We start from the raw sequence: 25740 nt of genomic DNA, 5'->3' as shown, positions 1-25740 counted from the left end.
AAAACTCCTCGAAAGATGATGACACGGGTCACATTTGATGGAACCATGTATACCAAATCTCCTTAAGTACCACTTCTCCCAAACAAACAGAAAGGCACAGTGATGGCATCTACGCAATCACTACTGGAGCGGATGGACGGCATGCGGGTCGGCAGGCCTCATATCCAGCTCGCGTTAATCGGAGGCCTTGGGCTGCTCTTTGATGGCATGGACGGTTCACTCGTCTCCTACATCCTGCCGATCATCAAGCCGCTCTGGCATTTGGATGGCGCCCAGTCCGGACTCATCGGCAGTGCGCTGCTCATCGGCATCTTCATCGGTTCGATCGGCGCCGGAGTCCTCGGCGACCGGATCGGCCGCCGGCGCATCATGATGTACGCCCTCGCGCTCTACGCGGCGGCGACAATCGCGGCCGCATTCTCCCCGAGCTGGGAGCTCTTCTTCATTTTGCGGATCATTGCGGGCATCGGCATCGGCGCCGAATCGGCCATCATCCCGACCTTCATCGCGGAGTTCATCCCCAAGCACCGCCGCGGCTTCTTTGTCGGAGCCGTCGCCGGGTTCTTTGCCCTTGGCTACGTGAGTGCTGCCCTGATCGGCACCACGGTCGTCGCGGGACTTCCCGAAGGCTGGCGAATCGGCCAGCTCATCTCCGCCGCGCCCATCGTGATGCTGCTCTGGTGGCGGCGCGTGCTGCCCGAGTCCCCTCGGTGGCTGCTGACCCGCGGCCGTTACACCGAAGCGGAAGAAGTGGTGCTCGGCTTGGAGGAAGGACGACTCGTCCGGGCATGGCACGGGCCCCAGACCACCGCCGGAACCACAGCACCGAAAGCCCCACCCCTGTTCCAGCACGTTGATCTGTGGCGGCACGGGAACGCTCGCCGCACCGCGGTGGTCTGGCTGCTCTGGATCGCCGTCACTTTCTCCTTCTATGGGTTCTTCGTCTGGATTCCCTCGCTCCTCGTGACCAAGGGAATGACGATCACTGGCAGCTTTACCTATTCCCTCATCATCACCATCGCGCAGATCCCGGGCTACTACAGCGCCGCGTTCCTCAACGAAAGGCTCAGTCGGCGCGTCACGATCGCGCTCTATCTCCTAGGCGGAGCCGGCGCGGCGTTCCTCCTCTCCCAAGCGTCGAACGAAGGCGCCATCCTCCTCACGGGCTCACTCCTCTCGTTCTTCATGAATGGCTGCTACGCAAGCCTTTACGCCTACACACCGGAGGTCTACGGGACCAAACTGCGGGCAACCGGCATGGGCAGTGCCTCCGCGTTCGGACGGGTCGGCGGCATCACCGCACCGATCCTCATCGGTGCCGCCTTCCCGGCGCTGGGCTTCGGGGGCGTGTTCACGATGATCATGGCCGTCCTGGGCGGCGCCGCGCTGGTCGTCCTCGTCTTCGGACTCTCGACGAGCGGACGCTCTCTTGAGGAGATCGAGGGCGGGTCAGCGGATGAACCGGGGGAAGAACCGGGGCCCGACGGCGGCAGCCCGACCTCCGTCGCGGGCGTACCCCGGACCGTGCGCACCAGTGAAGGAGGTGGCCATGGCAGTTCGCTCTGACCCTGGACGCTCCCGCGCCGCAACGATCGTCCTTCGTCGGGCGCACATCCTCGACGTCGCGAGCGGGGAGCTCAGCCCGCCGCGGACCATTGTTTCCCGGGACGGCATCATCACCGAGATCTCGGACTCGACCCGCACGGTGGCGGATGCCGTCGAAATTGACGTGGCTGGCCAGACTGTCCTCCCGGGCCTCATCGACGCCCACGCCCACGTCACGCAGGCATCGGGGGACTTCAACGAGATCCTGTCCTGGTCGCCGCAGTACCACGCGGCCCGCACAGCCCGGGTCCTGCACGAGATGCTGCTGCGTGGCTTCACCCTTGTCCGGGACATGGGCGGGGCGGACACCGGACTGGCCCGCGCCGTCGACGAGCGGCTCGTGACCGGCCCCCGCCTCAAGGCGGGTGGCCCGATCTTCGCCCCGACCGGAGGGCACGTCCTCACGAAGGTCTGCGACGGCGAAGTCGAGCTTCGCCGGGCACTGCGGGCCGAGTTTCGCGATGGTGCCGACCACGCCAAGCTCACTCTCTCGGGCGGCGTCGTGTCGAAGATGCGCCTCGAGGCACTCGGCTTTTCTGACGCGGAGGTCCTCGCCGCCGTCGATGAGGCCCGTCTCGCCCACCGGTACATCGCCGCGCACGTGTATACGGCCGAGGCCGTGGCACGCGCGCTGCGTCTCGGCGTCCGCACGATCGAACACGGCAACCTGCTCGACGACGAGTGCATCCGGCTCTTCCTTGAGCGGGACGCCTTCTACGTCCCGACGCTCGCCACCTACTGGGCGATCCTCTCCGGGGTGACGGGCCACGGGCTCGACGCCGCCAAGAGGGCGGCAGTGGAGGACATCTTCGAGCGCGGGCTCGAATCGCTCGCCAAGGCCTCGGTCGCGGGGGTCCGAATCGGGTATGGGACGGATCTCCATGGTGAGGGTCTGCCGCTGCAGCTTGAGGAGTTCCGGTTACGCGCGAGGGTACAGGAACCGCTTGAGGTGCTTCGCTCGGCCACCATCGTCGGTGCCGAGATCGTCGGGGAGGCCGGCCGCGCCGGCGTCGTGGGCGAGGGAGGGTATGCCGACCTGATTGTGGTCGACGGAGATCCCCTCTCAGACATCGGCGTCCTTGCCGACGGGCGCTCGCTTCGGCTCGTACTTGTTGACGGCGACCCTGTGCGCCCGGAGTAATCTATCGGCAGTGCCTGTATCGGGACTCCCGCCGCGACGTCCTGGGCGAATGAATCTGATTGGACCATTGTGGGACCAAGAACCGTAAGCAAAGTCGCGATCTTGCGTCTTGTTTGGGCCCTAGCCAACCTCCCATCGTGAGTGGTGGGATCCCTCCCGGCGAGGCCGACAACAGCCGGATGCTGAAGTACCGTTTCCGGGCCGGCCGCGAACTGGCTTGTGCTCGACCATCCCCGGGCGTCCGGCAGAATCCCGACCGGAAGCGATGCGGTCCGCCGCTTCTTGGGCAAAGATGGACGGTTAGCTGAGTCAGCGATCCGCTACAGCAAACTGGCTATGTTTCCGGTCCAGCTTGGCCTTGTTGTTGCTTATCGTGGGGACCGAATCCCCGAACGTGTATGCCGCCGACGAGGATCCACCAGTAGGAGTCATCCGCCTCCAGACGTCGGATGAGGGTCTGTCGCCCCAAGTCCTCGGCGGGATTGGGGAGGCCAACCAGGCTGGATCGCAACCTCCCGTACCGCCGGACGACCGGCTGCAACCACTTCAAAACAAGCAACAGGACTCCTTCGGGACAGGACATGCTTGGGAGGGGCTTCCGGAATCATGAGTATGAGGCCCCCGGAGCGGCTAATTCTCCCGACGGCCGTCCACGAGGCGCGGCACGCCGAGGGGGTTCTCCTCGCGCAGGGCCTCGGGCAGCAGATGCTGCGGGAAGCCCTGGTAAGCGACGGGCCGCAGGAAACGTTCGATCGCGGCTGTGCCCACTGAGGTGCTGCCGGCCGCCGTCGTCGCCGGGTAGGGGCCGCCGTGCTGCTGGGCATACGTGACCGAGACGCCAGTAGACCACTGGTTCCAGAGCACTCGCCCGGCCTTGCGTGCGAGGATCTCCACGAGCCCGTCCACCCGGCAGGAATCCGTTCCGTGGATTGTCGCGGTCAGTTGGCCCTCGAAGGTTTCAGCGATCAGCGGAAGCTGGGACTCGTCGTCGTACGCCACCACCACAGCAGTGGGGCCGAAGCACTCGGCCTGGAGCGCGTGCGGTTCGGCAAGCATGTCCGTGGCTGTGGTCAGCAGGAGGGTGGGGCTCGGCGGGTCCGCCAGGGGATCGGTGCCCTGGGCCAGGACGTTCAGCCGGGGGTTGGACTGCAAGCCCTGCAGCCCTTCGACGTAGCCGGACTGGATCCGATCGTTGAGGAGAGGCATGGCCGGAGGTAGGACGGCGTCGCGCAATGCATCCACCAGGCCGGAATCCGCCGGGACGAAGAGCGTGCCGGGCTTGGTGCAGAACTGTCCCGCCCCAAGCGTGAAGGAACCGACGAAGGCCTCGGCAATCTCCGGGCCGCGCTCTGCGGCCGCAGCCTCGGTGACGAAGACGGGGTTGTTGCTGCCCAGTTCGCCGAAGAAGGGGATGGGTTCCGGACGTGAGCTCGCGATGTCGAAGAGTGCGCGTCCGCCCGGAATGGAACCTGTGAAGGCACCGGCCTTAATCCGGGGATCGCGCAGGGCGGCGGCTCCGGCGGCGGTTCCGGTGATGAGCGCGAAAGTGCCCTCGGGAGCGCCGGCTGCGGCAAGGGCTGTGGCGACAACCTTGGCGGTGAGCAAGGAAAGCCCGGGATGGCCGGAGTGGGCCTTGAGCAGCACGGGGCTTCCGGCAGCAAGTGCCGAGGCAGTGTCTCCACCCGCCACCGAGAACGCGAACGGGAAGTTGCTTGCCGCGAACACGACCACCGGCCCCGACGACGCCAGTACACGGCGAATATCCGGCCGTGGAGCGCCCATAGGCCAGTCGGCGTCGGCGTGGTCGATCCGGGCGTCAAGGTAACCGCCGTCGCGCAGCAGCTCCCCGAAAAGGCGCAGTTGGAAAGTGGTGCGCTTGAGCTCACCGCGGAGGCGGACCTCGGCCAGGCGGGTCTCGCGCTGTGCCACGGGGACCAACTGGCCGGCGGCGGCGTCGAGGGCGCCGGCGACGGCGTCGAGCAGCTTCGCGCGTTCGGCAGGCCGCAAGGCGGCGAGGGGCGCCGCGGCGGACTGGGCAGCATCCAGGAGGGATTCCAGCTCGGCGTCAGTAGTGGGCGTTACGGCGCCGGCGTTGGATTGCTTGCCGGGCGTGTTTTGGGCGACGGTGGTCATGCTCGGTCTCCTTTCGGGAGGGGTTGGACTGAAGAGTCAGTGGTCGTCAGCGTCCAGGGCGGCGAGTTCGCCGATGCCCACGGGCGCCGCGAGGGGCCGTTTGGCGATGCCGGAGAGGGACTCGGCGGTTGGCGAAACGCCCGGGCCTGCGCCAAGGCAGGCCGAGGCGAAGCCGCACACGCGGCTTTGGCACCAGCCCATTCCGGCGCGGGTGAAGGACTTGAGGGTCCTGGCATCGCGGGCGCCCAGGCTTTCCCGGGCTTCCATGATCTGGCCGGCGGTGACTTCTTCGCAGCGGCATACGGTGGTTTCCGGAGAAAGCCAGTCCTGCCAAGCAGCGGGTACCGGATGCGCCCCGTGCATTGCCTCTGCGAAACGGCGATGCCGCGCAGCGGTTTTCTCCGGCACAACTGCGCCGCCCGCTGCGGCCGTGCCCGCGGCGATGCCCTCAAGGACGGCTAATGTTGCCCCGCCGACGCCGGTGACCTCACCGGCCAGATACAGGCCCGGGACGCTGGACTCCTGCCGCTCATCGACGACCCCGACCAGCGAGCCGTCGGCGTCGATCCGGGTTTCAATGCCGAAAGACAGGGGCAGCTCCATCTGGGGCGTGAAGCCCCAGCCGAAGCCCACCACGTCCACGTCTTCGTAGATGCGTTCCGTGCCGGGCCTGGTGCTGCCCTCAACATCGACCTTGGCCGTACGCACGCCGGACACGCGATCCATACCGAGGATCCGGGATCCGAGGACTTCGGTGACGATGCTGCGTGTGCGGTACGGAATCCGGTGCCGGGCGAAGACTGCGGCGTATTGCGCGCCCTCGAGTGCCTTTTCCGGCACTCCTGCGGCAGCTCGCAGATGCGCCAGCCAGGCGGTGGGGGAGGAGGACTCGAGCACGGCGAGGACCTTGCCGCCAGCCTCGGCGATATTCGCAGCGACCGGGAGCAGGAAAGGGCCGGTCCCTGCGATCACGAAGCGCTTCCCGGGCAGAATTCCGTTGGCCTTGATGAAGGCCTGGATGCCGCCGGCGGCCATCACGCCGGGGAGATCCCAGCCGGGAACCGGAAGCTGGCGGTCGTACCCGCCGGGGCAGAGGACAAGGCGGCGCGCGACGATGGCTTGGGCACCGACGCCCGCCCCTGAAGCAGCCACCGCGACGGTGGGCGTCGTGCGCAAGGTGAAGCCGGCGTCGTTCGCTTGAGTTGGCTGGTTTTGCTGTGCCATCCAGACCTGGAGGCCGGGAAGGTAGGTGATCAGCCCTTGGTGGCGGGCGGCGTCGAACCTCGCGCGGAGGTCAAGGTAGCTCTTCCACCCGTGGTGTCCACGGCCATCGGGCTCCGGAACCACGGTTTCGGGCCGGTGCCGCCAGAACTGGCCGCCCGGCTGGGCGCCCGCGTCCACGAGCACGACGGCGGCTCCGGTTTCGGCGGCCGAAACGGCCGCGGCAAGCCCGGCTGGGCCCGCGCCTACGACCGCGACATCTGTGCTGACGATGGGTTTCATGCTCGGCCTCCGGGTTCTTCCGAGGGATCCTCCGGGCATGAGCCTTCAATTTCCATGCCCTCGCGAACCTCAACGAGGCACGCGCGCTGGTTGGCGGCGCCGTCGACCGTCAACAGGCAGTCGAAACACACGCCGATGCCGCAGAACAGCCCCCGCGGCCTCTCCCCTTTGCGTGTGGCGCGCCAGGCCGTGATGCTTTGGGCGGTCAAAGCGGCGCCGACACTCTGGCCCGGAGCTACTTCGAGTGGGCGCCCATCAAAGCTCACGCGGACGACGGCGGCGCTTGGGGTTGCCTCTGCCGTGCCTCGTGTTGGGGTACTCATGCGCTGGCCTCCTCGCGGGGTTCCGCGGACTGGTGTTCTGCGGACTGGGGTGAAGCGGGGTGATGTGAACTGGAGTGACGCGCCGGCTCGCCGGTAGGGAGTTCGCCGAAGCGGGCCGGAGCGAAGGGTGAAAGGTCGAGGTCCGGAGCTTGGCCAACCAGTGCCTGGGCCAGGAGCTTGCCGGTGCCTGCGGACAGGCCGATTCCGGCGCCTTCGTGGCCAGCAGCATGCCAAAGCCCAGGGGCGCGCTCGTCGTGCCCGATCACGGGCAGGTGGTCCGGGCAGTACGGGCGGAAGCCGTGATAGTGCCGGATAGCTTTTACATGCTCCAAGAAGGGGAACAGCGCGGTAGCGTTGCGGGCCAGCAGGCTCAATGCGTTGGTGCTCACGGTGCGGTCGAAGCCCACCCGCTCACGCGTTGAGCCAATCAGAATGGTGCCGCTGGGAGTGCCCTCAACCACGGGCGAGGCCTGCAGGCCGCCGTCGGAGCTGCCGACATTGTCGATGTACTCGGCGGCGTAGACCTTGTGGTGGACCATTGGCGGGAGCGGCTCAGTGACCACGACGAAGCCGCGACGGGGGAGCACCGGCACGCTGACACCGGCTAATGCGGCGAGCTCGCCCGCCCAGGTGCCCGTACAGTTCACCACTGCGTCTGCGGAGAAGTCTCCGCGAGGAGTCTTGACGCCGGTGACGCGGTTGCTGCTACGCCGGAAGCCGGTCACGGGAGTGTCCGCCAGGAATCGTGCTCCGGCCTCGGTTGCAAGCCGGACAAGGTGGGCCGCGACGAGCATTGGCTGGACTTGGCAGTCCTCGGAATAGCTTGCGCCGCCCAGGGCCTCGTGGGAAATCTGCGGTTCGGCTTCCCGCAACGCATCTTGGTCCAACTCCTCAACCGCTACGCCGTAACCGGTCTGCACGGCCATGACGCGGTTCAAAGAAGCGAGGCTGCTCTCGCGCGAGGCCACGATGATTCCGCCCTTGGATTCAAACTCCCAGAGCCTCTTGTGATCGCCAAGGTCTCCGTGCCAGACTCCCAGGGAGTAGCGCGTGAGCTCGAGTTCGGGACCGAGTTCCTTGTCCGAGACGAGGATGTTCCCCTCGCACGCGGATGATGTGCCGCTGGCAGGCAGGCCCTTGTCGATGACCGTGACCGAGAGGCCCTGCCGCGCGGCGAAGTAGGCGGTGGCCGCCCCGATGACCCCGGCACCGATGACGAGGACGTCGCTGCCTTGGTTCATGTCTGTTGCTCCTCGGGTGGTGCCTCGTTCTCGCCAGTGGCCCAGAGGCCCCGGGCGTGGCCGATGTGGCGGCGCATGAATTCCTGTGCGGCGGCCCCTTCGCCGGCTTCGATGAGGTCAAGCAGTTCATGGTGTTCCTGGGCCGAGTCGGCCAGGCGGTTGCTCTCGCTCAAAGTCTTGAGTCCGTACATGCGGGTTCGCGTGCGCAAGCTGGTGGCGAGTTCAACGAGCTGGTTGTTGCCGGAATAACGGAGCAACTCGGCGTGGAAATCTCGGTCGGCGGCGAGGTAACCGGCCAGGTCTCCCTCGCGCGCCGACTCGACGATGTTCTCAGCTAGTGAGCGCAGTACGGCTATGCCAGACGGCGGGACCGTTCCGGCGACGTCCGCCATGACCGGCGGCTCAATCATCAATCGGATCTGGGTGATTTCGTCGAGTTCACGATCGCTCATGCTGGTGACGCGGAAGCCCTTGTTCTTTACTGTTTCGACCAGGCCTTCGCGCGTGAGGTCCATCATCGCCTCGCGCACTGGAGTGGCCGAGACGCCGAAGGCCGCGCCGAGAGCCGGCGCCGAATACATGGTGCCTTCCTCGAGGGTGCCGGCGATGATTGCCGCGCGAAGCGATTCGGTGACGGACTCGCGGAGGCTTCGCTGGCGGCCCAGGGGCGCGATGGGAAGCTTGTTGTTGGCTGGCACGGTGGGCACTCCTTGTGCAGGTGTCATGGTCTAGTGCCTCCTTCATACACCAAGGCCGCCGTCACGAGATCCTCCCATGCCATGCCCACGCCCGCATACAGGCAGGGCCGGCCCGGAGTCCGCTCGAACTCGCCTTTGACCAGCTCCCGCAGGTTGGCCGGACGGATCGTCTTCCATTCCTCGACGCTTCGGGCCGGAATAAGGTCTCCGGCTTCTCGCCACGCCGAGGCCCGCCCCTCCACCACGACGTCGCTGCGCAGCACGAGGGATGCATCCACCTCACGTGCGTCCAGCCCGTGCTGGCCCACCGCGGCGACGACGGTACCTGGAGCCACCAGACCGCCGTCGAACACCGGAGTAAGCGACGATGTCGTGCAAAGCACCACATCGGCACCGGATACCCCTGCCGCGCTCGCCGGGCGGACCTCGATTCCCTCGGACGCAAGCTTCTCGACGAGAACCTTCACGCGCTCGGGGCGCTGGCCGACGACGGCGAAGCTCGCCTCCGGGAACACGGCGCTCGCCGCCCGGAGGTGATTGAGTGCCTGGATCCCCGCGCCGAAAACGAGCACGCGCGGCTTCTCCGGGGCGCCCCCGGGGGCTGTGGCGAGAATATGCTTCGCGGCGAGGAGGGTGGTGGCAGGGGTGCGGATGGCTGTGAGCTCGTTGCCATCCATCACGGCGAGGGGAGCCAGGGTGTCCGAGTCAAGCAGCATGTAGATGCCTTGGATCTTCTCAAGCCCCCGCGCCGGGTTTCCAGGGGCAACAGTGAGGGCCTTGACCCCGCTGTAGTGTTGGCCCATTGCGGGCATGAGCAGGAACTCCCCGCCCGGAGCGGGACTGAAGATCCTGGGGCTGTCCTCCTCCGGGTCCACGCCATTCAGGAGCGCCCGCTCGAGGGCGGCGATCGCCGTCGTCCACGGTGCCGCCTCCCGCACCGCCGCAGCGTCGAAGTAAGGGAGGGTCACAGCAGGAACCCTTCCGGGAAGGGATCGGTGGGATCGAGGAAGTACTGGGCCGTTCCGGTCAGCCAAGCCCGTCCAGTCACGGTGGGGACCACCGCGGAGCGCCCTGCTACCTGGGTCTCTTCCACCAGCCGACCGATGAAGCGCGAACCAATATAGGACTCGTTGATGAAGTCTGTGTCCAAGGCGAGTTCGCCGCGCGCGTGCAGCTGCGCCATCCGCGCGCTGGTGCCGGTGCCGCAAGGGGAGCGGTCGAACCAGCCGGGGTAGATGGCCATGGCATGACGGGAATGCTCAGCCGTGGAACCAGGGGCCTTGAGGTAGACGTGGTGGCAACCGCGGATGTCCTCGCGCTCAGGGTGGACAGGCTCGTCGTGGGCATTGATGGCGTCCATGATGGCGAGACCGGCCTTGAGGAGATTGTCTTTTCGGGCGCGCTCGAAAGGCAATCCGAGGCTGTCCAGGTCCACGATCGCGTAGAAGTTGCCGCCAAAAGCCAGATCGTAAGCAATGGTGCCGTAGCCAGGGACGTCAACCGCCGCATCGAGGCGGTCCACGAAGGAAGGCACGTTGCGGATGGTCACGGACTCGGCATGCCCGTCCTTCACCGCCACCTCGGCGACCACCAGGCCGGCCGGGGTGTCGAGCCGGACGGTGGTGACCGGCTCGACTACCTCGACCATTCCAGTTTCCACCAGCACTGTTGCGACGCCGATGGTGCCGTGGCCGCACATCGGCAGGAGCCCGGAGACCTCGATGAAAAGGACGCCGAAGTCCGCATCCGCTCGCGTCGGAGGCTGAAGGATTGCCCCGCTCATGGACGCGTGGCCTCGCGGCTCGGTCATGAGGAGGGTGCGGATCCAATCGCTGTTCTCCATGAACCACAGCCGGCGCTCGGCCATCGTGGCGCCGGGAATCGTACCGATGCCACCCGTAATGACGCGCGTGGGCATGCCCTCGGTGTGTGAGTCCACGGCGTGGAAGATGCGGTTGGTTCTCATCGAGTGCTCCTTCTGGTTGGTCTAGGTTCCCGTGGCTGCTTCGCCGGGCAACGGCCCCTGTGCGTCTCCTGCCAAACGCTCGCTCACGTTTGGCAGGTTTTGCGGGGACGCTCGCTCACGTTTGTTGCTTATTTGTAGCCCTTGGCGAGGGCTGCTTCGGTGTCGCGGATGACGGCGTCGCGCACTGCGGGGGCGAGCGGTCCCCGGGGTGGGCGGCAGACGCCTCCGCGGAGTCCAACGATATCCATGGACAGTTTGATGGACTGGACGAACTCTGTCTTGCTGTCCCAACGCAGCAGGGAGTGCAGGTCGCGATAGATCTCGCGGGCGCGACCCAGGTCGGACAGGTCGCCTGAGGTTGAGAGCCGGTACAGCTCCAAGGTGGATTCCGGAATCGCGTTGGGGTAGCCCGCCACCCAGCCGACCGCACCGGCCAGGCCCATCTCGACGACGGTGTCGTCGGTGCCGATGAGAAGGTCCACTTCTGGGGCGAGTTCCTTGATTTCGTAGGCGCGGCGCACGTCACCGGTGAATTCCTTGACGCCGACAATGAGGCCTTCGCCGTGGAGACGGGCAATGAGCTGCGGAGTCAGGTCCACTTTGGTGTCTATGGGGTTGTTGTAGGCCACAATCGGCAGCCCGACGGCGGCGGCGCGGCGGTAGTGGTCCACCACCTCGTCGTCGTTGGCGCGGTAGGCATTCGGAGGCAGCAACATGAGCGCCTTGGCGCCGGCTTCGGCGGCCTGCTCGGCCCACCTCTGCGTCTGCAGCCCGCCGTATGCGCCGATGCCGGACATCACGGTGAAGCCCTCGGGTGCGGCCTCGACCGCAGTCGTGATGACGCGGGCACGCTCTTCGTCGCTCAGCGTTTGGTACTCGCCCAATGATCCGTTGGGGGCTACGCCGTCGCAGCCTGCGTTGGCCAGGAAGCGGACATGCTCAGCGTAGGCGTCGTAGTCGATGCCGAGATCGTCCTTGAACGGCAGTGCCGTTGCGACGAGTACGCCGTGCCAGGGCTTGCGGGTTTCAGTCATGGTTGGTCCTTTCGGTGGGGCACACGCGGCGCCGTCATTGTGCTGCCGTGAGATACCTCACAGCCTAATCTACCATGTGACATTGCACAGGTGGTCCAAATGGGTGCCGGGCCTAAACCCGGCACCCGGGTTTGCTGAGTTGCGTCAGCTGGAAGGAGCTAGCTCGCGGGAACGACGTATTGCTTCTCGGCGACCTTTCCGAGGCCTTCGGACAGGCCGGCGTCGGTCAGTAGCTTGGTGATGGTGCCGTCCGCGCGCTGTGCGGTGATGCCGGCGTTGAGTGCGTCCTGCAGGCTCTTGTTGCCCTTGGTCATGGGGAATGCAGCCTCGGGAGCGTGGGCGATTGCCCCGACGCGTGTGTCCGGCTTCTCGTTCGCGAGGGCGACCTTGACGCTGGCGGCGCCCTTGAACTGAAGCACCTGCACGCCGTAAGCGTCAACGTCGGCGTCCAGGCGGCCGGCGTCGAAATCCGCCTTGAGTTCGACGCTGCTGGGGTAGGTGACAAGCTTGTCGCCCAGGATCTTCTTGAGGTCCTCGACCCAGAGGTATCCGTCGATCGTGCCGACCTTGTTCATCTTCTCCAGGTCCGAGACGGTCGTGGCGCCCGACTTGGAAACGATGCCCATGCCGTCGAGGTAGGTGGATGCGGAGAAGTCGACGGCCTTGAGGCGTTTCTCGGTTGCGTCGATGGTGCCCACTGCGAGGTCGATATTGCCGCCGGAAATGGATTGCACGGCATCTGCGTAAGTGGCCTGCTGGTAGGCGGGTTCAAGGCACTCGTCCTTGGCTATCTTGCTGACAATCGCGATGTCGATGCCGTTGGGCTTACTGCTGTTGTAGCTGCTGAACGGCGGGATGTCGATGACACCGACCGTCAGCTTCCCCGGTGCGACGGTCTGGATGCCCTGGTGCTTTGGCGTGCACGAAGCCGTGCTTGCGCCCGAGGAACCGCCGCAGGCGGTCAGGCCGAGGCTAAGGGCGATCGCGCTGGCAGTCAGGATGCCGGCGCCTTTGAGGCGGTGGGTATTCATGATTCCTCCTGTTGGTGTTGGGGGTGCTGCAGGATGTCGGTGGAGCGGTTAGTTGCGGGGGATTATCACGCGTGGCGGGCCATGCGCTTCTCGAAGAAGACAGTGATCCACGTGGCCGGCATGGAGATGGCGGCGTAGCAGAGGCCCGCGAGGGTGAAGATCTGGAGGTAGTTGAAGTCTTGGCTGCCGATGTTGTACGCGGACTTCATGAGTTCCGGGACCGCGATCGCGTACGCCAGAGACGTCCCTTGGAACATCTGGATCGCGACGCCCATCAGCCCGGGGATTGCCGAGCGCATCCCTTGCGGCATGATGACCCGGAAGAAGGTGTCACGCCGCGACAATCCAAGGGCGTTGGAAGCCTCAAGCTGTCCACGGGCCACCGACTGGAGGCCTGCCCGCATGATCTCGCTTGAGTACGCCGCCGAGTTCCATGTCAGGGCGAGGCAAGCTGCAGTGATGCTTTCGAACGCGATCCCGAATTTCGGCAAGCCGTAGTAGAAGAGGTAGAGGATCACCAGGGCCGGCGCGCCTCGGCCGATTTCGACGACGGCGAGTCCCAGGGTTCGGACGACGAGGTTCTTGGCGGTCACCATAAGGCTGAGTGCCAGTCCCAATGGATAGCCGAAGAAGATCGAGATGCCGGCGATCAGGAGACTGACGCCGAGGCCCGACATCATTTGCGGGAGGTAGCCCGCCCATTCTGTTAGCCAGGTCATGCGTAGACGGCCTTCCTCATGCGGGAATCGAGTCGGCGGGACAAGTAGGCGACCGGCAGGCTCAGCACGATATAGAGAATGCCCACGATGATGTAGGGCAGGATCCCTTCCACGCTGGGGTGCTGCCGGGCGAAGGCCTGGGACTGAAAGACCATTTCAGTGACGATGATCGTCGAGGCGATCGAGGAGTCCTTCAGCAGGCCCGTCAGGTAAGTGGCGATCGAGGGGGATACGATTCGGAAGGCCTGGGGGACCATCACGCGGTAGAAGGTGGTCCCGCGGGTCAAGCCGAGGGCATTCGCTGCCTCGCCCTGGCCGCGTGGCACGCCCTGTAACCCGCCTCGGTAGATCTCGGCAAGGTAGGCAATGGAGACGACGCCGAGGCCAACCACCGCTGCGGCCACCGGGTTGAACTTGAAAGTGCCGATCTGGATGCCGAACTTGAGCAGGAACAGCCACACGATGATCGGCACGCCGCGGACGAGGTCCACGAAGAGCCGCGACGCCAGGCGAACCAGAACGTTCGACGACGACAAGCCCACCGCGAGTGGAACGGCGCCGGCGATGCCAATCGCGAACGCAGACAGCGTCAGCATGATCGTCATGGGAAGCCCCTGAAGGACCGCGGAAAGTGCGTCCATGTCAGCGCTCCAGCACTGCGCGCAGGAAGCGTCGGGTGCGGGCCTCCTGCGGATCGCTCATGATGGCCCGGGGATCACCCTGCTCGATGATTTTGCAATCGGCCATGACCACGAGCGTGTCGGAGACGTCGCGGGCGAACTGCATCTCGTGGGTCACCACGATCATCGTCATGCCATCGGCGGCGAGCTCGCGCATGACGGCCAGGACTTCGAGCCCTACCTCCGGATCGAGCGCCGACGTCGGTTCATCGAAGAGCATGATGCCCGGATCCAAGGCCAGGGCGCGGGCAATGGCGATGCGCTGCTGCTGGCCGCCGGAGCATCGCCCCGGGTGCTGCGAGGCCTTCTCTTTGAGGCCCACGCGCTCAAGCAACTGCATCGAGCGCTCGTCGGCCTCTTCCTTGCTGCGTCCGAGGACCTTCTGCTGCGGGAAGCTGATGTTCTTCAGCGCGGACATGTGCGGGAAGAGATTGAATGACTGGAACACCATGCCCACCGTGCGCCGAAGTGCCGCGAGATCCCGGCTGCTGACGTCCTTGCCCGGCTCGATGGTGTGCTGGGCCACCTGAATGGTGCCGGAATCGGGCCGCTCCAGGAGGTTGATACACCGCAAGAAGGTGCTCTTGCCTGCGCCAGAAGGGCCGATAAGGGCAGTGACAGTCCCCGGCTGGACGTGCAGGGAAACATCATCAAGGACGACGTGGTCGCCATAGTGCTTCGAAATGTTGTCTAGCTTGATGCCGAAACGGGGAGCGATCCTGCCGTCCGCAATTTCTGAAAGGGTCATAGTGATCTTCCATGTGGTGAGCAAGTGAAACATCGACGATGTGGTCCATGTCACGTGATATGTGCAATGGTACATGACACTGTGGAACAAAAGGAAGGGCTATTTTTGGCGCCTTCGACGGATTCTCCGGAGACCCGTCTGGCCCGAACCCGCCGCCACGCGGGAGTCCGCGCAGGACCACATCAACACGCAAGTCAGCAAAGGATGACGCCGCGCCCTCCCGGGGCAATGACGCCGATGACTGTGACCGGTACCTCAGGCACCTGTTTCTCGAAGAAATCAAGGACGACGCCGGCGTGCGAAGGAATTCTGTGGTCTGGAACGAGCTCCGGGCCTGCTCCGTACCTGAATTGGCGGAACCACTGTCCAGGACAACAGCGGAATGGAACCGCGCAATCGCCCAGGCCATCGCGGCCGCCGCGGAAGGCGCCGCCATGAGCAGCAGTTATCGTATCCGCATGTCCGCGGCTCGGACATACGCCGGGATCGTTCGAATCTTCACGCTGGTGGAGGGGGTCACGAATATCGACGAACGCGACGCATGCGACCTGTCGATCTGGTCCACGTTCGCCACACGTTTACCCCACGGAAACGATGGAAAACGCTGATATGTCACGGACCATATGTCGCACGGAAAGCGGCTGGATTCTGCGGATTTTCAAGCCAACGCAAGCCGCTGACAACCAACAAAATGTGCCGTCCCCTGGGAAGAGCTCAGGAGTTCGAATCTCTTTAGTTCCACGGTGAAGGCCCCCCGACCTGCGGAAACGCTGGGCGGGTTCTAACGGTCGTTGCAACACCCAAGATTTTTGGGAGTTGCAACGACCGTGTCGGCCTTAACGAGAGAAGCTGCCGCCGGCAGGAAATACACGCCTGCGCAGAAGGCTCAGTTCTTTTCGGTGCTGGACCGCCTTGGGAGTGTGAGCGCGGCCGCGAAGGAGCTCGGATTCAATCTGATGACGTGCTACCAGTGGGTCCACAAATCCCGGCTCCCTGAGCGGGTCCCCCGGAATCGGCTGCCTGGGCAGAGGAAATACACGCCTGCGCAGAAAGAAGAGTTCTTCCTCGTGTTCGACCGCCTCAAGAGCACGAGGCAGGCTGCACGGGAACTCGGGCTGAGCCCCGACACGTGCGCCGGCTGGGTGCGTAAGGCAGGGCTGAAAAGCCACGGCACATCGGGGACAGGTCCTCACCCGGGCCGGGATGAGTACTTCCGGCTGCGCAAGACCGGCCTGAGCCGGCGGGAAGCTGCCGCAGCCGTCGGGATCCATCTCCGGACCGCCCAAGAGTGGGACCACGGAATCCGCAAGTCCGCCGGCCGACGCATTTACCCGGATGGCCGGATCGTCGACTACAAACGTGGTGTGACCACCCTGACCCCTCCCGCCGGCACGACCGGAACGACCCAGGTCCCCCTACCGGTATCGGCACTGGAGAAGGCCATCGATCCGCGGTTCCTGACGGTGCAGGAACGGGAGATGATCCGGGACCTGCACGCCGCGGGTTCGTCAATCAGGGCCATTGCCCATGCGCTTGGCCGTTCGCCCTCGACGATCAGCCGCGAGCTGGGCCGCAATTCCGACCCCCGGCTGGGCTACCTGCCGCACGGGGCACACCGGATGGCTGTAGCCCGGCGGACACGGCCCAAGACGGCCAAGCTCGCTGAAGACGGTCCGTTGAGGCGCTATGTGTAGGACAAACTGCTCCTACGCTGGTCTCCGGAGCAGATCAGCCACACGCTGGTCCAAGAGTTCCCCGACGACCCGGAGATGCGCGTGAGCCCAGAGACGATCTACCAAGCCCTCTACGTCCAGGCCAGAGGCGGACTCAAACGCGAAATCCAGGCAGCGCTGCGCACCGGCCGGACCCGCCGCAAGCCGCACCGAACCGGCGAGCAACGCACCCCCCCGGTTCGTGGACCCGATGGTCATGATCTCCGAGCGCCCACCCGAGATAGAGGACCGCGCCGTGCCCGGCCACTGGGAAGGGGACCTCATCACCGGCGCGTACAACCAGTCAGCGATCGGAACCCTGGTCGAACGCACCACCCGCTACGTGATGCTCGTCCACCTCCCGGGCGACCACACCGCCGAAACCGTCCGCGACGGACTCGTCAAGACGATGGCCACCCTGCCGGCGCATCTGCGCGGCTCGCTGACCTGGGACCAGGGCGCTGAAATGGCCGCCCACCGCTCCTTCAGCATGGCCATGGACATGCCGGTCTATTTCTGCGACCCCGCCAGTCCCTGGCAGCGCGGATCGAATGAGAACACCAACGGGCTGCTACGCCAGTACTTCCCCAAAGGCACCGATCTGTCAGTCTTTGGACCTGAAGACCTCGAGCACGTCGCCCAGGAACTCAACGGCCGCCCACGCAAAACGCTCGGCTGGAATACCCCAGCCGAGCGTTTACGTGATCTACTACTAACCACCTAACCAACAGGTGTTGCAACGACCCCTAGAATCCAAGCTGGGTTGGAGGGCCTTCGTCTTGCTTTTTTGGGGCTAGCCCGAGGTTCGAGACTAAAACCGACGGCAGTCGCCTTTGAACGTTGCTTTGGCGACGCTGATCGGCTTAGCCTCGGCCTTTGTTCCCGTTGCCGCCTTGTTGGTGTGAATCGGACCGTGGCCGCTGGAGCGTGAAGGATTCGAAGGATGCGAGCTGTCCTTGGGGACCGGTTACGTTGTAGTACGTGACCTCCATCTTCGTTGTCCCTCCGGGTTCGGTGCCGGGGTCGACGCTGAAGGCCGCGAAACCATAGGAGTTCGCGGCATCGCGCTTTGCCGACCACGGAGCGTCTTCCTGGACGTAGACCGGTGGCCGCTTATTTGTTGTGGGGTCGGGTACGCCAACGCTCGTGATGACACGGCATGAGGGAGGGTTGTAGAACAACTGGTTCGATGGCACGGACGTTCCGCCCCCGCCCAGGACCATGTGCACCGTCCCTTTGGTGGTATCGATGACGTCGGTGTGCGTGTCCGCCGGAATCGGAGTCAGCGTTGCGTTGGCTTGTTGGCCGTGGATCGGGTGGGAGCGTTCGTAGTGGTGCTCGTGCCCGCAGACAACCAGATCCACGCCGTACTTGTCGAACAGCGGCACCCATTCCTGCCGGATGCCCAGGTCGGCTCCGTTGAAGGATCCTGCCGTGCTGATGACAACCTGGTGCATGCAGACGACCACCCAGTCGACGTCCCTATCCGACCTTGCCGCGCTGAGTTCATTTTCGAGCCAGGTTTTCTGGGCGCCCTTCGAGTAGCCCCTGACGTAGCTGTTGCCGCCGTCCTGGTAGCAGACATCGTCGTTGGCGAGGCTGATGACCCGTACTGAACCTGCGGTGAAGGAGTACCAGAGGCCGCGGGTGAGGTCGGTCTGCCCCGGCTGCGGCGGGACGGAGAAGTACGTCTGGTAGGCGGCATACCCGATCGGACCGTTGCCCAGTTCGTTCTCGTGGTTTCCTGCGGCGGGCATCCAAGGCCGGTGACGGGCGCTGCGTGAGTTGTTGTCCCAGAAGTCGGTCCAGGTCCGCACCCGGTTCTCCGAGATATTGGCGTAGCAGAGATCGCCATTGAACAGGTGGAACAGAGGCTGGACGCGTTCGACGCCGGCCGGCATGTCACCGGCAGCGGGGGAACCGAGGTTGTCGTTGACCCATTGCTGCGTTCCTGACCCGGAGCTGGACTTCTTTCCGAGCGTGGGGGTGCCTTGATCGCCGAAGCTTGTGAAGGTGAATTCTCCGCGTCCGCGCGGACCCGTACGGAAAGAACCAAACTCTGGCTGCGCGCCGTCGTGAATGGCTGCATACACATAGTCATGGGATGGATCGAGCTGGGTGAGTTTCGCGTGATAGGCATATACCTTCTGGCCGGATTTGGCGTCGACGTAGCTGGTTTCTACCGCGTCCTGGCTCCGTCCGTAACTTCCGTCGGTTTCGCCGAGCATCGCCCGGGCCTGCTTTACGGGCTGCAAGGTGTGCCACGACACCACAACTTCGCTGGATGCATCGGTACCGAACTGCAGATGCAGTCCGTTCACCACCGGGGTGGTCAGCGGGTCGCCGACGGCAGAGGGCAACATCGCCTTGTTGTCAGCAGCTGACGCCGGGGTTGCGCCTGCCAAAACGGCGACGGCGCTGGCGGCTCCGGCAGCCGTGAAGAAGCCGCGGCGCGAGAGTCCAGTTCTAAAGAGTTCCTTGTCATCAGTCATGGATTCAGCTTGGTGCGGCGCCGAGGCGAGACAGTGAAAACTGTCCAAGCGGCGAGTCACCGACAAATTAATTCTTGGTTACCCCGTTCACTTAGTGAGTGTGCCCGTTGCAGTCGCTGTCGCGGCCGGGAAGCCCGGAGGATGGCGGTCACAACTCGTTGTTCACCCACCGTCGGTCAAGACACGGCACGGGCGCCGCCGCGAGATCAATGAGGGTCTGGATTTCGTGATGAGCCATGACGCGGAGCTGCTCAAGCGCCTTGAGGATGCATGAGTTCGTACCTCGAGATCGAGGATGCCCTGCAGGTGATAGAGCGGTACGGTTTCCACATCCGGGACGTCGAGCTGCTCGCCTCGACTTTGGCGCGCCCGGCAACGACGGTCATGGGCACTGACGCCTATCCTCAACTTGCCATGAAGGCCCAGTGCTGCTCGAGTCCGTGGCCAGGTTTCATCCGCTCCTCGACGGAAACAAACGCACCGCCTGGACGCTCATGGTCCTGCTGCTGTGGATCAACGGCTACCGGCACGACTCCAACCCCGACGAGGGTTTCGACCTGGCATTGGGCGTGGCCGCCGGCGACATCGATTGCAGCGCAACGCCGTTCTGATCGAGAAACATCTGATTCGACGGTAGATGCTGCGAAGCCGTTTCCGAGACTACGCGTCAGACAGCATCTTTTGACCAGGCGTGGCTGGCCCTTCGGGTCCTAGGATCAGCTGGCCCCCTTCCATGGGGACGGGGCTGTTGTGCCGTGGCTATAGTCGAAGGATGAAGCAGCGAGTATTGGGCAAGACAGGGCGGTCCGTCTCCGTTGTGGGGCTGGGCACATGGCAGCTCGGTGCCGACTGGGGCAACGTGGATCCGAAGGAAGCCAACGCCATCCTGGAAGCCGCAGTGGATTCGGGGGTGACCTTCTTCGATACCGCCGACGTCTACGGCGACGGGCGGAGCGAGCAAACCATCGGGAAGTACCTCGCAGCGAACCCCGGACTGGACATAACGGTCGCCACCAAAATCGGGCGGCGCCTGGAACAGATACCGGAGAACTACACACTGGCCAACTTCCGGCAGTGGGTTGACCGTTCCCGGCGGAACCTCCGGACGGAGTGCCTGGACCTGGTGCAACTGCACTGCCCGCCGACCCCGGTTTATAGCCGCCCGGAAGTCTACGATGCGCTGGAGACGCTCGTCGGTGAAGGCGCAATCAAGGACTACGGCGTCAGCGTTGAGCGGACCGATGAAGCACTCGAAGCCATCAAACACGGCACGGCCACCGTCCAGATCATTCTGAACGCGTTCAGACACAAACCCTTGGACGAGGTCCTGCCGGCGGCGAAGAATGCCGGAGTCGGCATCATCGCCAGGGTCCCTCTGGCCTCCGGCCTGCTCTCGGGCAAGTATTCCAAGGACACAGTCTTTGCCGAAAATGACCACCGGAAATACAACCGGAACGGCGCAGTATTCGACGTCGGAGAGACCTTCTCCGGAGTTGACTTTGAACAAGGCCTCAAAGCGGTGGAAGAATTCAAAAAGCTTGTCCCCACCGGAGCAACGACAGCCCAAGCGGCCATCGCCTGGATCGCGGCACAAGGCGGGGTCAGCACCGTCATACCAGGTGCCCGAAGCCCCGAACAAGCCCGCTCCAACGCCGCCTCCATCCAAATACTGGACCACCTGGGCCCCGACTTCGAGAACAGCGTGAGGGAAATCTACGACGCGTACTTCCGCGAGATGATCCATTCACGCTGGTAGCCCCGGAAAGCCATGTCCTTTCGGTCCACCCCCGAAGGGCCACCCCCGAAGGGCCGTGACCGTCGACGCCGGTTCTCAACCGATCGCTATCCCTGCCGCATTCGGCCGGCTATTCGTTCAACCGCTACTCCGCATGTACTGGCAGTTAGGGACGGCGATAGGGTTGGTGCATGAGCGCACCGGATACTACACACGACTGGCGGCCCCTGTGGGCACGGCTCAACGAGGGCGAGGAAACATTTCCCGTCGGCGTCCTGATGACCGCACCGCCGGGCGAGGTCAACAGCGCGCCGCCGCTCGAGTCCGAGTACGGCGTGTTCGAGGCACCCTTGGAGGATTACGACGTCGTGGAGCTGACCCGCTTCGACCGCCCCTTGGCGCGGGGCCGGGTGGTGTTCGGCGATGGTTTCGCTGTGGTGGGCCCGGTGCGCCCAGTGGACGGCGGCGCTGTGGCGCTCGATCACGAGGCCGTGGTTCTGGCCCGCCTGGCGGAGGAAGCCTTCGTCGAAGGCGCGGATGTCGTCTATGCGCCTGTCGACGCCGGGGCGGCGGACAGGTACGAGGCCCTCGGCTGGACTCGGGCGGGCGAACTGGCCCCCTAGGAGCAATGCCGCTTGCTCAGAGCTCGCTCGTGCCAAATTTTCGGCATGGCGCCCAGCAGCTGAATTGACGGCAGTGGCGCAAAAATGAGGGTGCCACAATGTGCACACACCCGGGGCTGCACTGGGCCGTGCCGGGCATATTTTCTGTAGTTCCTGTGTTTTCAGCGGTCGGAAGACGGAGCCGTCCGAAGAGATGACGGATCCGTCTTCCGCTGGTGGTAAAGCGGTCCAGGAATGCCTGCACCGGTCGCAGCGCTAGTGCCCGGCGAGTCGTGGGTGCCTTGGTTCACGCCGTCCCGGGCCTGAGCATAGGGATCTGACATGCCAGCGGCGAAAGCTTCCAGTGAGGTCTAGCAGCTGGAAGCGGCTAGGCATCGATCACCAAGTCGGTTCGTGCCGTGGAGCAGCAGGGCAGGAACTTGCCCGCATCGATTTCCCGTGCCCGGATCCCGCCCTGGTGGTTCATCTCGACCTCCCCGCAAAGCTTGACGACCTTGCAGGAGCCGCACATGCCTTCCTTGCAGTTGGCGCCGATCCTGACGCCCGCGCGCTGGGCCGCCCCGAGGATGTGTTCGGTGGGGTCGATCCGCACATTGATGCCAGTGCGCATGAAGGACAGGGTGAGGCTTCCCGTTCCCACCGTGTCGAAGCTCGAGGCATCCGGTGCGTCGACCTCCGGCGCCGTCCCGGAGCCGTCTTCGGGAGCTTCGGAACCGGGTCCGTCGGGGTCGGCGGTTTCCAGCGGCAGGCCCGTGGCCTGCAGGGTTCCATCGGCGTCGTAGCCTGGCTCGTAGAGCCCGAACGCGGTGGGCTGGCTTTCGTAGTAGTCCTCGGCGGAATCGGCGATTTCTTCGGCGATTTCCTCCGCAATGTCCACTGCAAACGCGAGCTCCGCCTGGTATTCAAGGAGCGTCTGGCGATCTCCCGAGAAGAATTCCATATAGATGGAGGTGTCGTCGACGCCGACCTTCTTCAGGAGCTCGGTCGCGGTGTTCAGGTAACCCTCGGGGCCGCAGGCATAGACCTGGCGGCCGTTGGCGTCGGGGGCCACCTCGTCGAGCATGACCGCCGTCAGCCTTCCGGTGAGCCCTTCCCATCCCTCGGGTTTGCTGCGGTCGCCCAGGGAGTAGAAGACCTTGACGCGCGAATCCACGGAGGCGATGTAGGCCAGCTCCTGGTGGAAGGCAAAGCCTCCGGCCTCCGCTCCGTGATAGAGCACCACAACATCGGCCTGTCCGGGCAGTGAGTGGATGGTCCGAACCATGGACATGATGGGGGTGATGCCTGCGCCGGCGGCCAGCAAGAGATACCGCGCCCGCCGGTCGGCATCCGGCAAGTGGAATGCGCCGACCGGTCCGAGCATCTCGAGCACAGTGCCGGGTTTGACGTTCTCGTGCACCCACGGTGAGACGAGTCCCGCGGGGTCGCGTTTGACGCTGATGCTGAAGGTCCAAGGCTGAGTGGGGGAACTGGACAGCGAGTAGCTGCGGTCCACCGGATCCTGGTCCTCGCCGTTCACCGGAAAAGCGATGTTTACATACTGGCCCGCACGGAACGCCAGGGGCGCACCGTCGCAGCGGCGGAACACGAAGGTCATCAAGCCGCCCGCCTCGGGGACGGTCTCGACACATTCGGCCATGAACTCCTGTGGATGCCAGGGGCCCAGCGCACGGGCAGCACGGGCGGGTGCCTCGGTGCTGCCCATGACCCTGTTCCACGGCATCTCAAGACCGCGAATGCGCTGTGGTTCCTGGATGGCCGTCTCAGTGAGGAGTTCAATCATGCCAAGTGCTCCTGCACGCGCTGCACGTACCAGTTGATGAACGCCTCCACCTGGTACTCGCTCTTCATGTACGGGCCGGGCTCATAGGCCGGGCTGCCGGCACCCTGCTGGCACAACTCCACGAACGCCTTGTCCTGCAGGTTGGTCTGCTTCCAGGTGTAGGTGAGCTTCTCAAGGTCGTAGTCGACGCCTTCCTCGGCATCGTCGGCCACCAGCCAGGTGGTGCGTACCAGGGTCTGGTGTTCGTTGATGGGGAAGACGCCGAACGTGATGACGTGGTCGCTCTGGAAGTGGAACCAGCTGTTGGGCTGCAAGTGCATCGAGCAGCGACCAAGGCGGAAGTCCGGCAAGTCGCCGAGCAGCTTCTTGGAGAGCCTGCGCCCGTCGGCCGAGAACGATTCGCCCTCTCCGTCGAGCGATTCACGTGAGATACGGATTCCCGCGATGCGCGTGTCGAGCTCCTCGACCACCTCGTAGGGAAGGCCATAGCGGCGGCAACGCTCCTCGAGCGAGGACTGGGCTTCCTTGTTGCGGTCCCATACTTCTTCGAGATGGGCCGGGATCAGGCCCTCCGTCAGGCCCCAGGTGGGAAAGAGGGAACAGGCAAGCTCGGGGTGTCCGTCGCAGTGGTAGCACTCACGGTTATTCTCCATGACGAGCTTCCAGTTGCCCTCCTCGATGATGTTCTGCTGGTAGGCGACTTTCGTCTTCGACAGATCGTGGGGCGCGAGGTATGGCTCGAAGATCTTCGAGGTTTCGTCGAAGTCGGATGGCGGTTCGTCGGCAATGCAGACGAAGATGAGTCCGGCGACCATGCGGCTGTGGGCGCGCTTGAGGCCGAAGCAGCCCTTGTCGAACTTGGTTTCCCCCGGCGCCGAGGCATGGATCAAATTACCTTCGGGAGAGTAGGTCCAGGAGTGATAGCCGCACACCAGGTTTCCCGTTGACCCCGAGGGTTCGGTCAGGACGCGGGCGCCGCGGTGGCGGCACACGTTGTGCAGGACGTTCACGCCGCCGTCGTCGTTGCGCAGCACGATCAGGGAGTAGGGCCCGTAGTCGACGGTGACGTAGTCGCCCGGCTCCGGCAGTTCGGCGATGCTGGCGGCATAGATCCAGTGCTGGCCAAAAATGGCCTCCATGTCGATCTTGAAAATCGTCGGATCGGTGTAGAAGGGGGCATTGAGCGAATACCCCACGCGCCGCAACTCGAACAACTCGGTGATTTCCGCCAGCTGCTCGGCAGGCAATGATGAAGCGAGTTTTCGGCGTGCATTGAGGGGCGCGTTCACTGGAGCAGACATGTGTTTCCTCCCGGGAGGGCTGGGTAAGGGCGATCCATCGAGACCTGGGTTGGTGGGTGCAATCGCCGTTGTCTAACGTTTTATTCATGAGATTAGGGCCGATCGATCTGCAACAAAAGCGCAAGATTTAGTAGATAACAGTGCACAATGGTTGCATGATCGATCCACGGCTCATAACACTTCGGGTGTTTGCCCGGTGCGGGACCATTGGCGCAACCGCGGAGCTCACCGGCTATTCTCCTTCCGCCGTCTCAGCTCAACTGCGGGAGCTCCAGCGCGTGCTTGGAATGCAGCTGCTGACGAAGGACGGCCGGGGTGTGCGCCTGACCGCCACGGGCCGTTTTCTCGTGGCGGGCTCGGACACGCTCATCGCCGAATGGGAGAGCCTGCGCGCTGCGGCCATGCAGGCCGGCGACCAGATGCCCTCCCGATTTGGCCTCGGCGGATTCTCCACCGCGGCCGCCCAGTTGCTCGCGCCTCTGGCCGCCACCCTGCGCTCAACCCACCCGTTGCTGGAGGTGCAGGTACTCGAGGCCAACCCGGCCCGCTGCTTCGACTTGTTGGTTGCCGAGCGAATCGACCTCGCCGTCATTGTCGCTATGCAGTCCGACACCTATGTTGAGGACGATCAGCGCTTCGAGCAGACCGTTCTGCTCGACGATCCCCTGGACGTGATCATTCCCGCCAACCATCCGTTGGCATCGCGGGAAAAAGTGACGCTCGAAGAGCTGGCGTCGGAACCCTGGATCACCGAGGCTGCCGGATCCACCTACCATTCCCTGTTCACGGCGGCGTTCACGGCAGTCGGGGTGACGCCGCGGATTGCCCATGAGGCCGTGGAATGGGAAACCCAGATCGCCTTCGTTGGAGCGGGGCTGGGCGTGGGCCTGCTGCCGCGATTGGCGCCCCTGCATAGTGCCGAAAACGTGGTCCGACTGCGCATTACCGGCAAGGGGAAGCCCTCGCGGCGCATTGTCGCAGCGGTGCGCAGTGGCAGCATTGCATCGCCCTTGATCCAGGAGTCGCTCGGCATCCTGCGGGCCAGCGCCAATCGGATCCTCACCGCCCGACCCGAAGACGACCCCTGAAATCCGTTGTTTTGTACCCGGATAGCACCATTGCTAGCCTCCGATGGCGCTCATGCTGCGGTCCGGTTGGATGAAGTCGGGTGCGCCGAGGCCGGTGTGGTCCATGCCGTGGGCTTTGGGTTTGATCCACATGGCGTCTTGCCAGCGTTGGGCGAGTTCCTCGTCGTCCGCTCCGGAGCGAAGG

The 25740-nt window shown here is 64.6% G+C and carries 22 protein-coding genes and 2 pseudogenes; 8 read left to right on the top strand and 16 right to left on the bottom strand.

All coding sequences use genetic code 11. The features are described from left to right. Nucleotides 1-102 precede the first annotated feature (102 nt). Both AC1DJW_RS15910 and AC1DJW_RS15905 read left to right on the top strand, forming a co-directional pair. Entirely contained in the window at nt 103-1566 is a 1464-nt protein-coding gene (locus tag AC1DJW_RS15910) for an MFS transporter (RefSeq protein WP_476901843.1), read from the top strand. Beyond that, on the top strand, nt 1550-2746 hold the full coding sequence (locus AC1DJW_RS15905; protein WP_459341901.1) for a metal-dependent hydrolase family protein: 1197 nt from the start codon (nt 1550-1552) through the stop codon (nt 2744-2746). Before AC1DJW_RS15910 ends, AC1DJW_RS15905 begins: the two co-directional genes overlap by 17 nt. Before the next feature lie 630 nt (nt 2747-3376). Here the strand turns inward: AC1DJW_RS15905 and AC1DJW_RS15900 are convergent. The 12 genes from AC1DJW_RS15900 to AC1DJW_RS15845 form a co-directional block, all read right to left on the bottom strand. Continuing rightward, nucleotides 3377-4879: an aldehyde dehydrogenase (NADP(+)) gene (locus AC1DJW_RS15900; RefSeq protein ID WP_476901842.1), complete on the bottom strand. Its 1503-nt coding sequence runs from the start codon at nt 4877-4879 to the stop codon at nt 3377-3379. A 36-nt stretch (nt 4880-4915) separates the two neighbouring features. Then, on the bottom strand, nt 4916-6382 hold the full coding sequence (locus tag AC1DJW_RS15895; RefSeq protein WP_476901841.1) for an FAD-dependent oxidoreductase: 1467 nt from the start codon (nt 6380-6382) through the stop codon (nt 4916-4918). Further along, entirely contained in the window at nt 6379-6705 is a 327-nt protein-coding gene (locus AC1DJW_RS15890; RefSeq protein ID WP_476901840.1) for a (2Fe-2S)-binding protein, read from the bottom strand. Before AC1DJW_RS15890 ends, AC1DJW_RS15895 begins: the two co-directional genes overlap by 4 nt. Beyond that, nucleotides 6702-7946, bottom strand: coding sequence for an NAD(P)/FAD-dependent oxidoreductase (locus AC1DJW_RS15885; RefSeq protein WP_390283057.1), 1245 nt, complete (start codon nt 7944-7946; stop codon nt 6702-6704). The genes AC1DJW_RS15890 and AC1DJW_RS15885 overlap by 4 nt, the downstream gene beginning before the upstream one ends. After that, on the bottom strand, nt 7943-8671 hold the full coding sequence (locus tag AC1DJW_RS15880; RefSeq protein ID WP_284752185.1) for a GntR family transcriptional regulator: 729 nt from the start codon (nt 8669-8671) through the stop codon (nt 7943-7945). Before AC1DJW_RS15880 ends, AC1DJW_RS15885 begins: the two co-directional genes overlap by 4 nt. After that, the gene (locus AC1DJW_RS15875; RefSeq protein ID WP_390283058.1) at nt 8668-9612 is read right to left on the bottom strand and encodes an ornithine cyclodeaminase family protein; all 945 of its coding nucleotides are present in this window, start codon (nt 9610-9612) and stop codon (nt 8668-8670) included. The genes AC1DJW_RS15880 and AC1DJW_RS15875 overlap by 4 nt, the downstream gene beginning before the upstream one ends. Further along, the gene (locus AC1DJW_RS15870; RefSeq protein ID WP_284752187.1) at nt 9609-10610 is read right to left on the bottom strand and encodes a proline racemase family protein; all 1002 of its coding nucleotides are present in this window, start codon (nt 10608-10610) and stop codon (nt 9609-9611) included. The genes AC1DJW_RS15875 and AC1DJW_RS15870 overlap by 4 nt, the downstream gene beginning before the upstream one ends. Nucleotides 10611-10738: 128 nt before the next feature. Beyond that, nucleotides 10739-11644 carry a dihydrodipicolinate synthase family protein gene (locus AC1DJW_RS15865; RefSeq protein WP_284752188.1) on the bottom strand — a complete coding sequence of 302 codons (906 nt, stop codon included), beginning with the start codon at nt 11642-11644 and terminating at the stop codon, nt 10739-10741. Nucleotides 11645-11802: 158 nt separating this feature from the next. Further along, nucleotides 11803-12675, bottom strand: a complete 873-nt coding sequence (locus AC1DJW_RS15860) for a substrate-binding periplasmic protein (RefSeq protein WP_476901839.1) — start codon at nt 12673-12675, stop codon at nt 11803-11805. Nucleotides 12676-12740: 65 nt separating this feature from the next. After that, nucleotides 12741-13394 (bottom strand): amino acid ABC transporter permease, encoded by a 654-nt coding sequence (locus AC1DJW_RS15855; protein ID WP_476901838.1) that lies wholly within the window; start codon nt 13392-13394, stop codon nt 12741-12743. Then, nucleotides 13391-14035, bottom strand: coding sequence for an amino acid ABC transporter permease (locus AC1DJW_RS15850; protein ID WP_476901837.1), 645 nt, complete (start codon nt 14033-14035; stop codon nt 13391-13393). Before AC1DJW_RS15850 ends, AC1DJW_RS15855 begins: the two co-directional genes overlap by 4 nt. A gap of 1 nt (nt 14036) precedes the next feature. Beyond that, complete coding sequence (locus tag AC1DJW_RS15845) at nt 14037-14822, bottom strand: amino acid ABC transporter ATP-binding protein (RefSeq protein ID WP_390283062.1); 786 nt, start codon at nt 14820-14822, stop codon at nt 14037-14039. 296 nt (nt 14823-15118) lie between these two features. On the opposite strand from AC1DJW_RS15845, the gene AC1DJW_RS15840 reads away from it, so the two are divergent. Together AC1DJW_RS15840 and AC1DJW_RS15835 are read left to right on the top strand one after the other, a co-directional pair. After that, a complete protein-coding gene (locus AC1DJW_RS15840; RefSeq protein WP_476901836.1) occupies nt 15119-15430 on the top strand; it encodes a hypothetical protein in 312 nt (103 codons plus the stop codon). Nucleotides 15431-16054: 624 nt separating this feature from the next. Next, nucleotides 16055-17258: pseudogene (locus tag AC1DJW_RS15835) on the top strand (IS30 family transposase). Between the two features lie 139 nt (nt 17259-17397). Here the strand turns inward: AC1DJW_RS15835 and AC1DJW_RS15830 are convergent. Then, nucleotides 17398-19026 carry a fibronectin type III domain-containing protein gene (locus tag AC1DJW_RS15830; protein WP_476901835.1) on the bottom strand — a complete coding sequence of 543 codons (1629 nt, stop codon included), beginning with the start codon at nt 19024-19026 and terminating at the stop codon, nt 17398-17400. Nucleotides 19027-19451: 425 nt separating this feature from the next. Between AC1DJW_RS15830 and AC1DJW_RS15825 the strand changes: the two genes are divergently transcribed. The 3 genes from AC1DJW_RS15825 (at nt 19452) to AC1DJW_RS15815 (ending at nt 21384) form a co-directional block, all read left to right on the top strand. Next, nucleotides 19452-19637 carry a type II toxin-antitoxin system death-on-curing family toxin gene (locus AC1DJW_RS15825; protein ID WP_476901834.1) on the top strand — a complete coding sequence of 62 codons (186 nt, stop codon included), beginning with the start codon at nt 19452-19454 and terminating at the stop codon, nt 19635-19637. A 161-nt stretch (nt 19638-19798) separates the two neighbouring features. Further along, nucleotides 19799-20782, top strand: a complete 984-nt coding sequence (locus AC1DJW_RS15820) for an aldo/keto reductase (RefSeq protein ID WP_476901833.1) — start codon at nt 19799-19801, stop codon at nt 20780-20782. Nucleotides 20783-20952: 170 nt separating this feature from the next. Further along, complete coding sequence (locus AC1DJW_RS15815; RefSeq protein ID WP_459341891.1) at nt 20953-21384, top strand: hypothetical protein; 432 nt, start codon at nt 20953-20955, stop codon at nt 21382-21384. Between the two features lie 367 nt (nt 21385-21751). Here the strand turns inward: AC1DJW_RS15815 and AC1DJW_RS15810 are convergent, their stop codons facing one another. Both AC1DJW_RS15810 and AC1DJW_RS15805 read right to left on the bottom strand, forming a co-directional pair. Beyond that, the gene (locus AC1DJW_RS15810) at nt 21752-23167 is read right to left on the bottom strand and encodes a ferredoxin reductase (RefSeq protein ID WP_476901832.1); all 1416 of its coding nucleotides are present in this window, start codon (nt 23165-23167) and stop codon (nt 21752-21754) included. Further along, nucleotides 23164-24468: an aromatic ring-hydroxylating oxygenase subunit alpha gene (locus AC1DJW_RS15805; protein ID WP_459341889.1), complete on the bottom strand. Its 1305-nt coding sequence runs from the start codon at nt 24466-24468 to the stop codon at nt 23164-23166. Before AC1DJW_RS15805 ends, AC1DJW_RS15810 begins: the two co-directional genes overlap by 4 nt. A 155-nt stretch (nt 24469-24623) precedes the next feature. On the opposite strand from AC1DJW_RS15805, the gene AC1DJW_RS15800 reads away from it, so the two are divergent. Beyond that, nucleotides 24624-25556, top strand: coding sequence for a LysR family transcriptional regulator (locus AC1DJW_RS15800; protein ID WP_476901831.1), 933 nt, complete (start codon nt 24624-24626; stop codon nt 25554-25556). Between the two features lie 33 nt (nt 25557-25589). On the opposite strand, the pseudogene AC1DJW_RS15795 reads toward AC1DJW_RS15800, so the two are convergent. After that, nucleotides 25590-25740 (bottom strand): annotated as a pseudogene (locus tag AC1DJW_RS15795) (GTP 3',8-cyclase MoaA); the annotation flags it as partial.

It is taken from the genome of Arthrobacter sp. 05L417 (assembly GCF_056397865.1).
The sequence above is the reverse complement of the archived record's forward strand: the minus strand, read 5'-3'. Positions and strand labels throughout refer to the sequence as shown.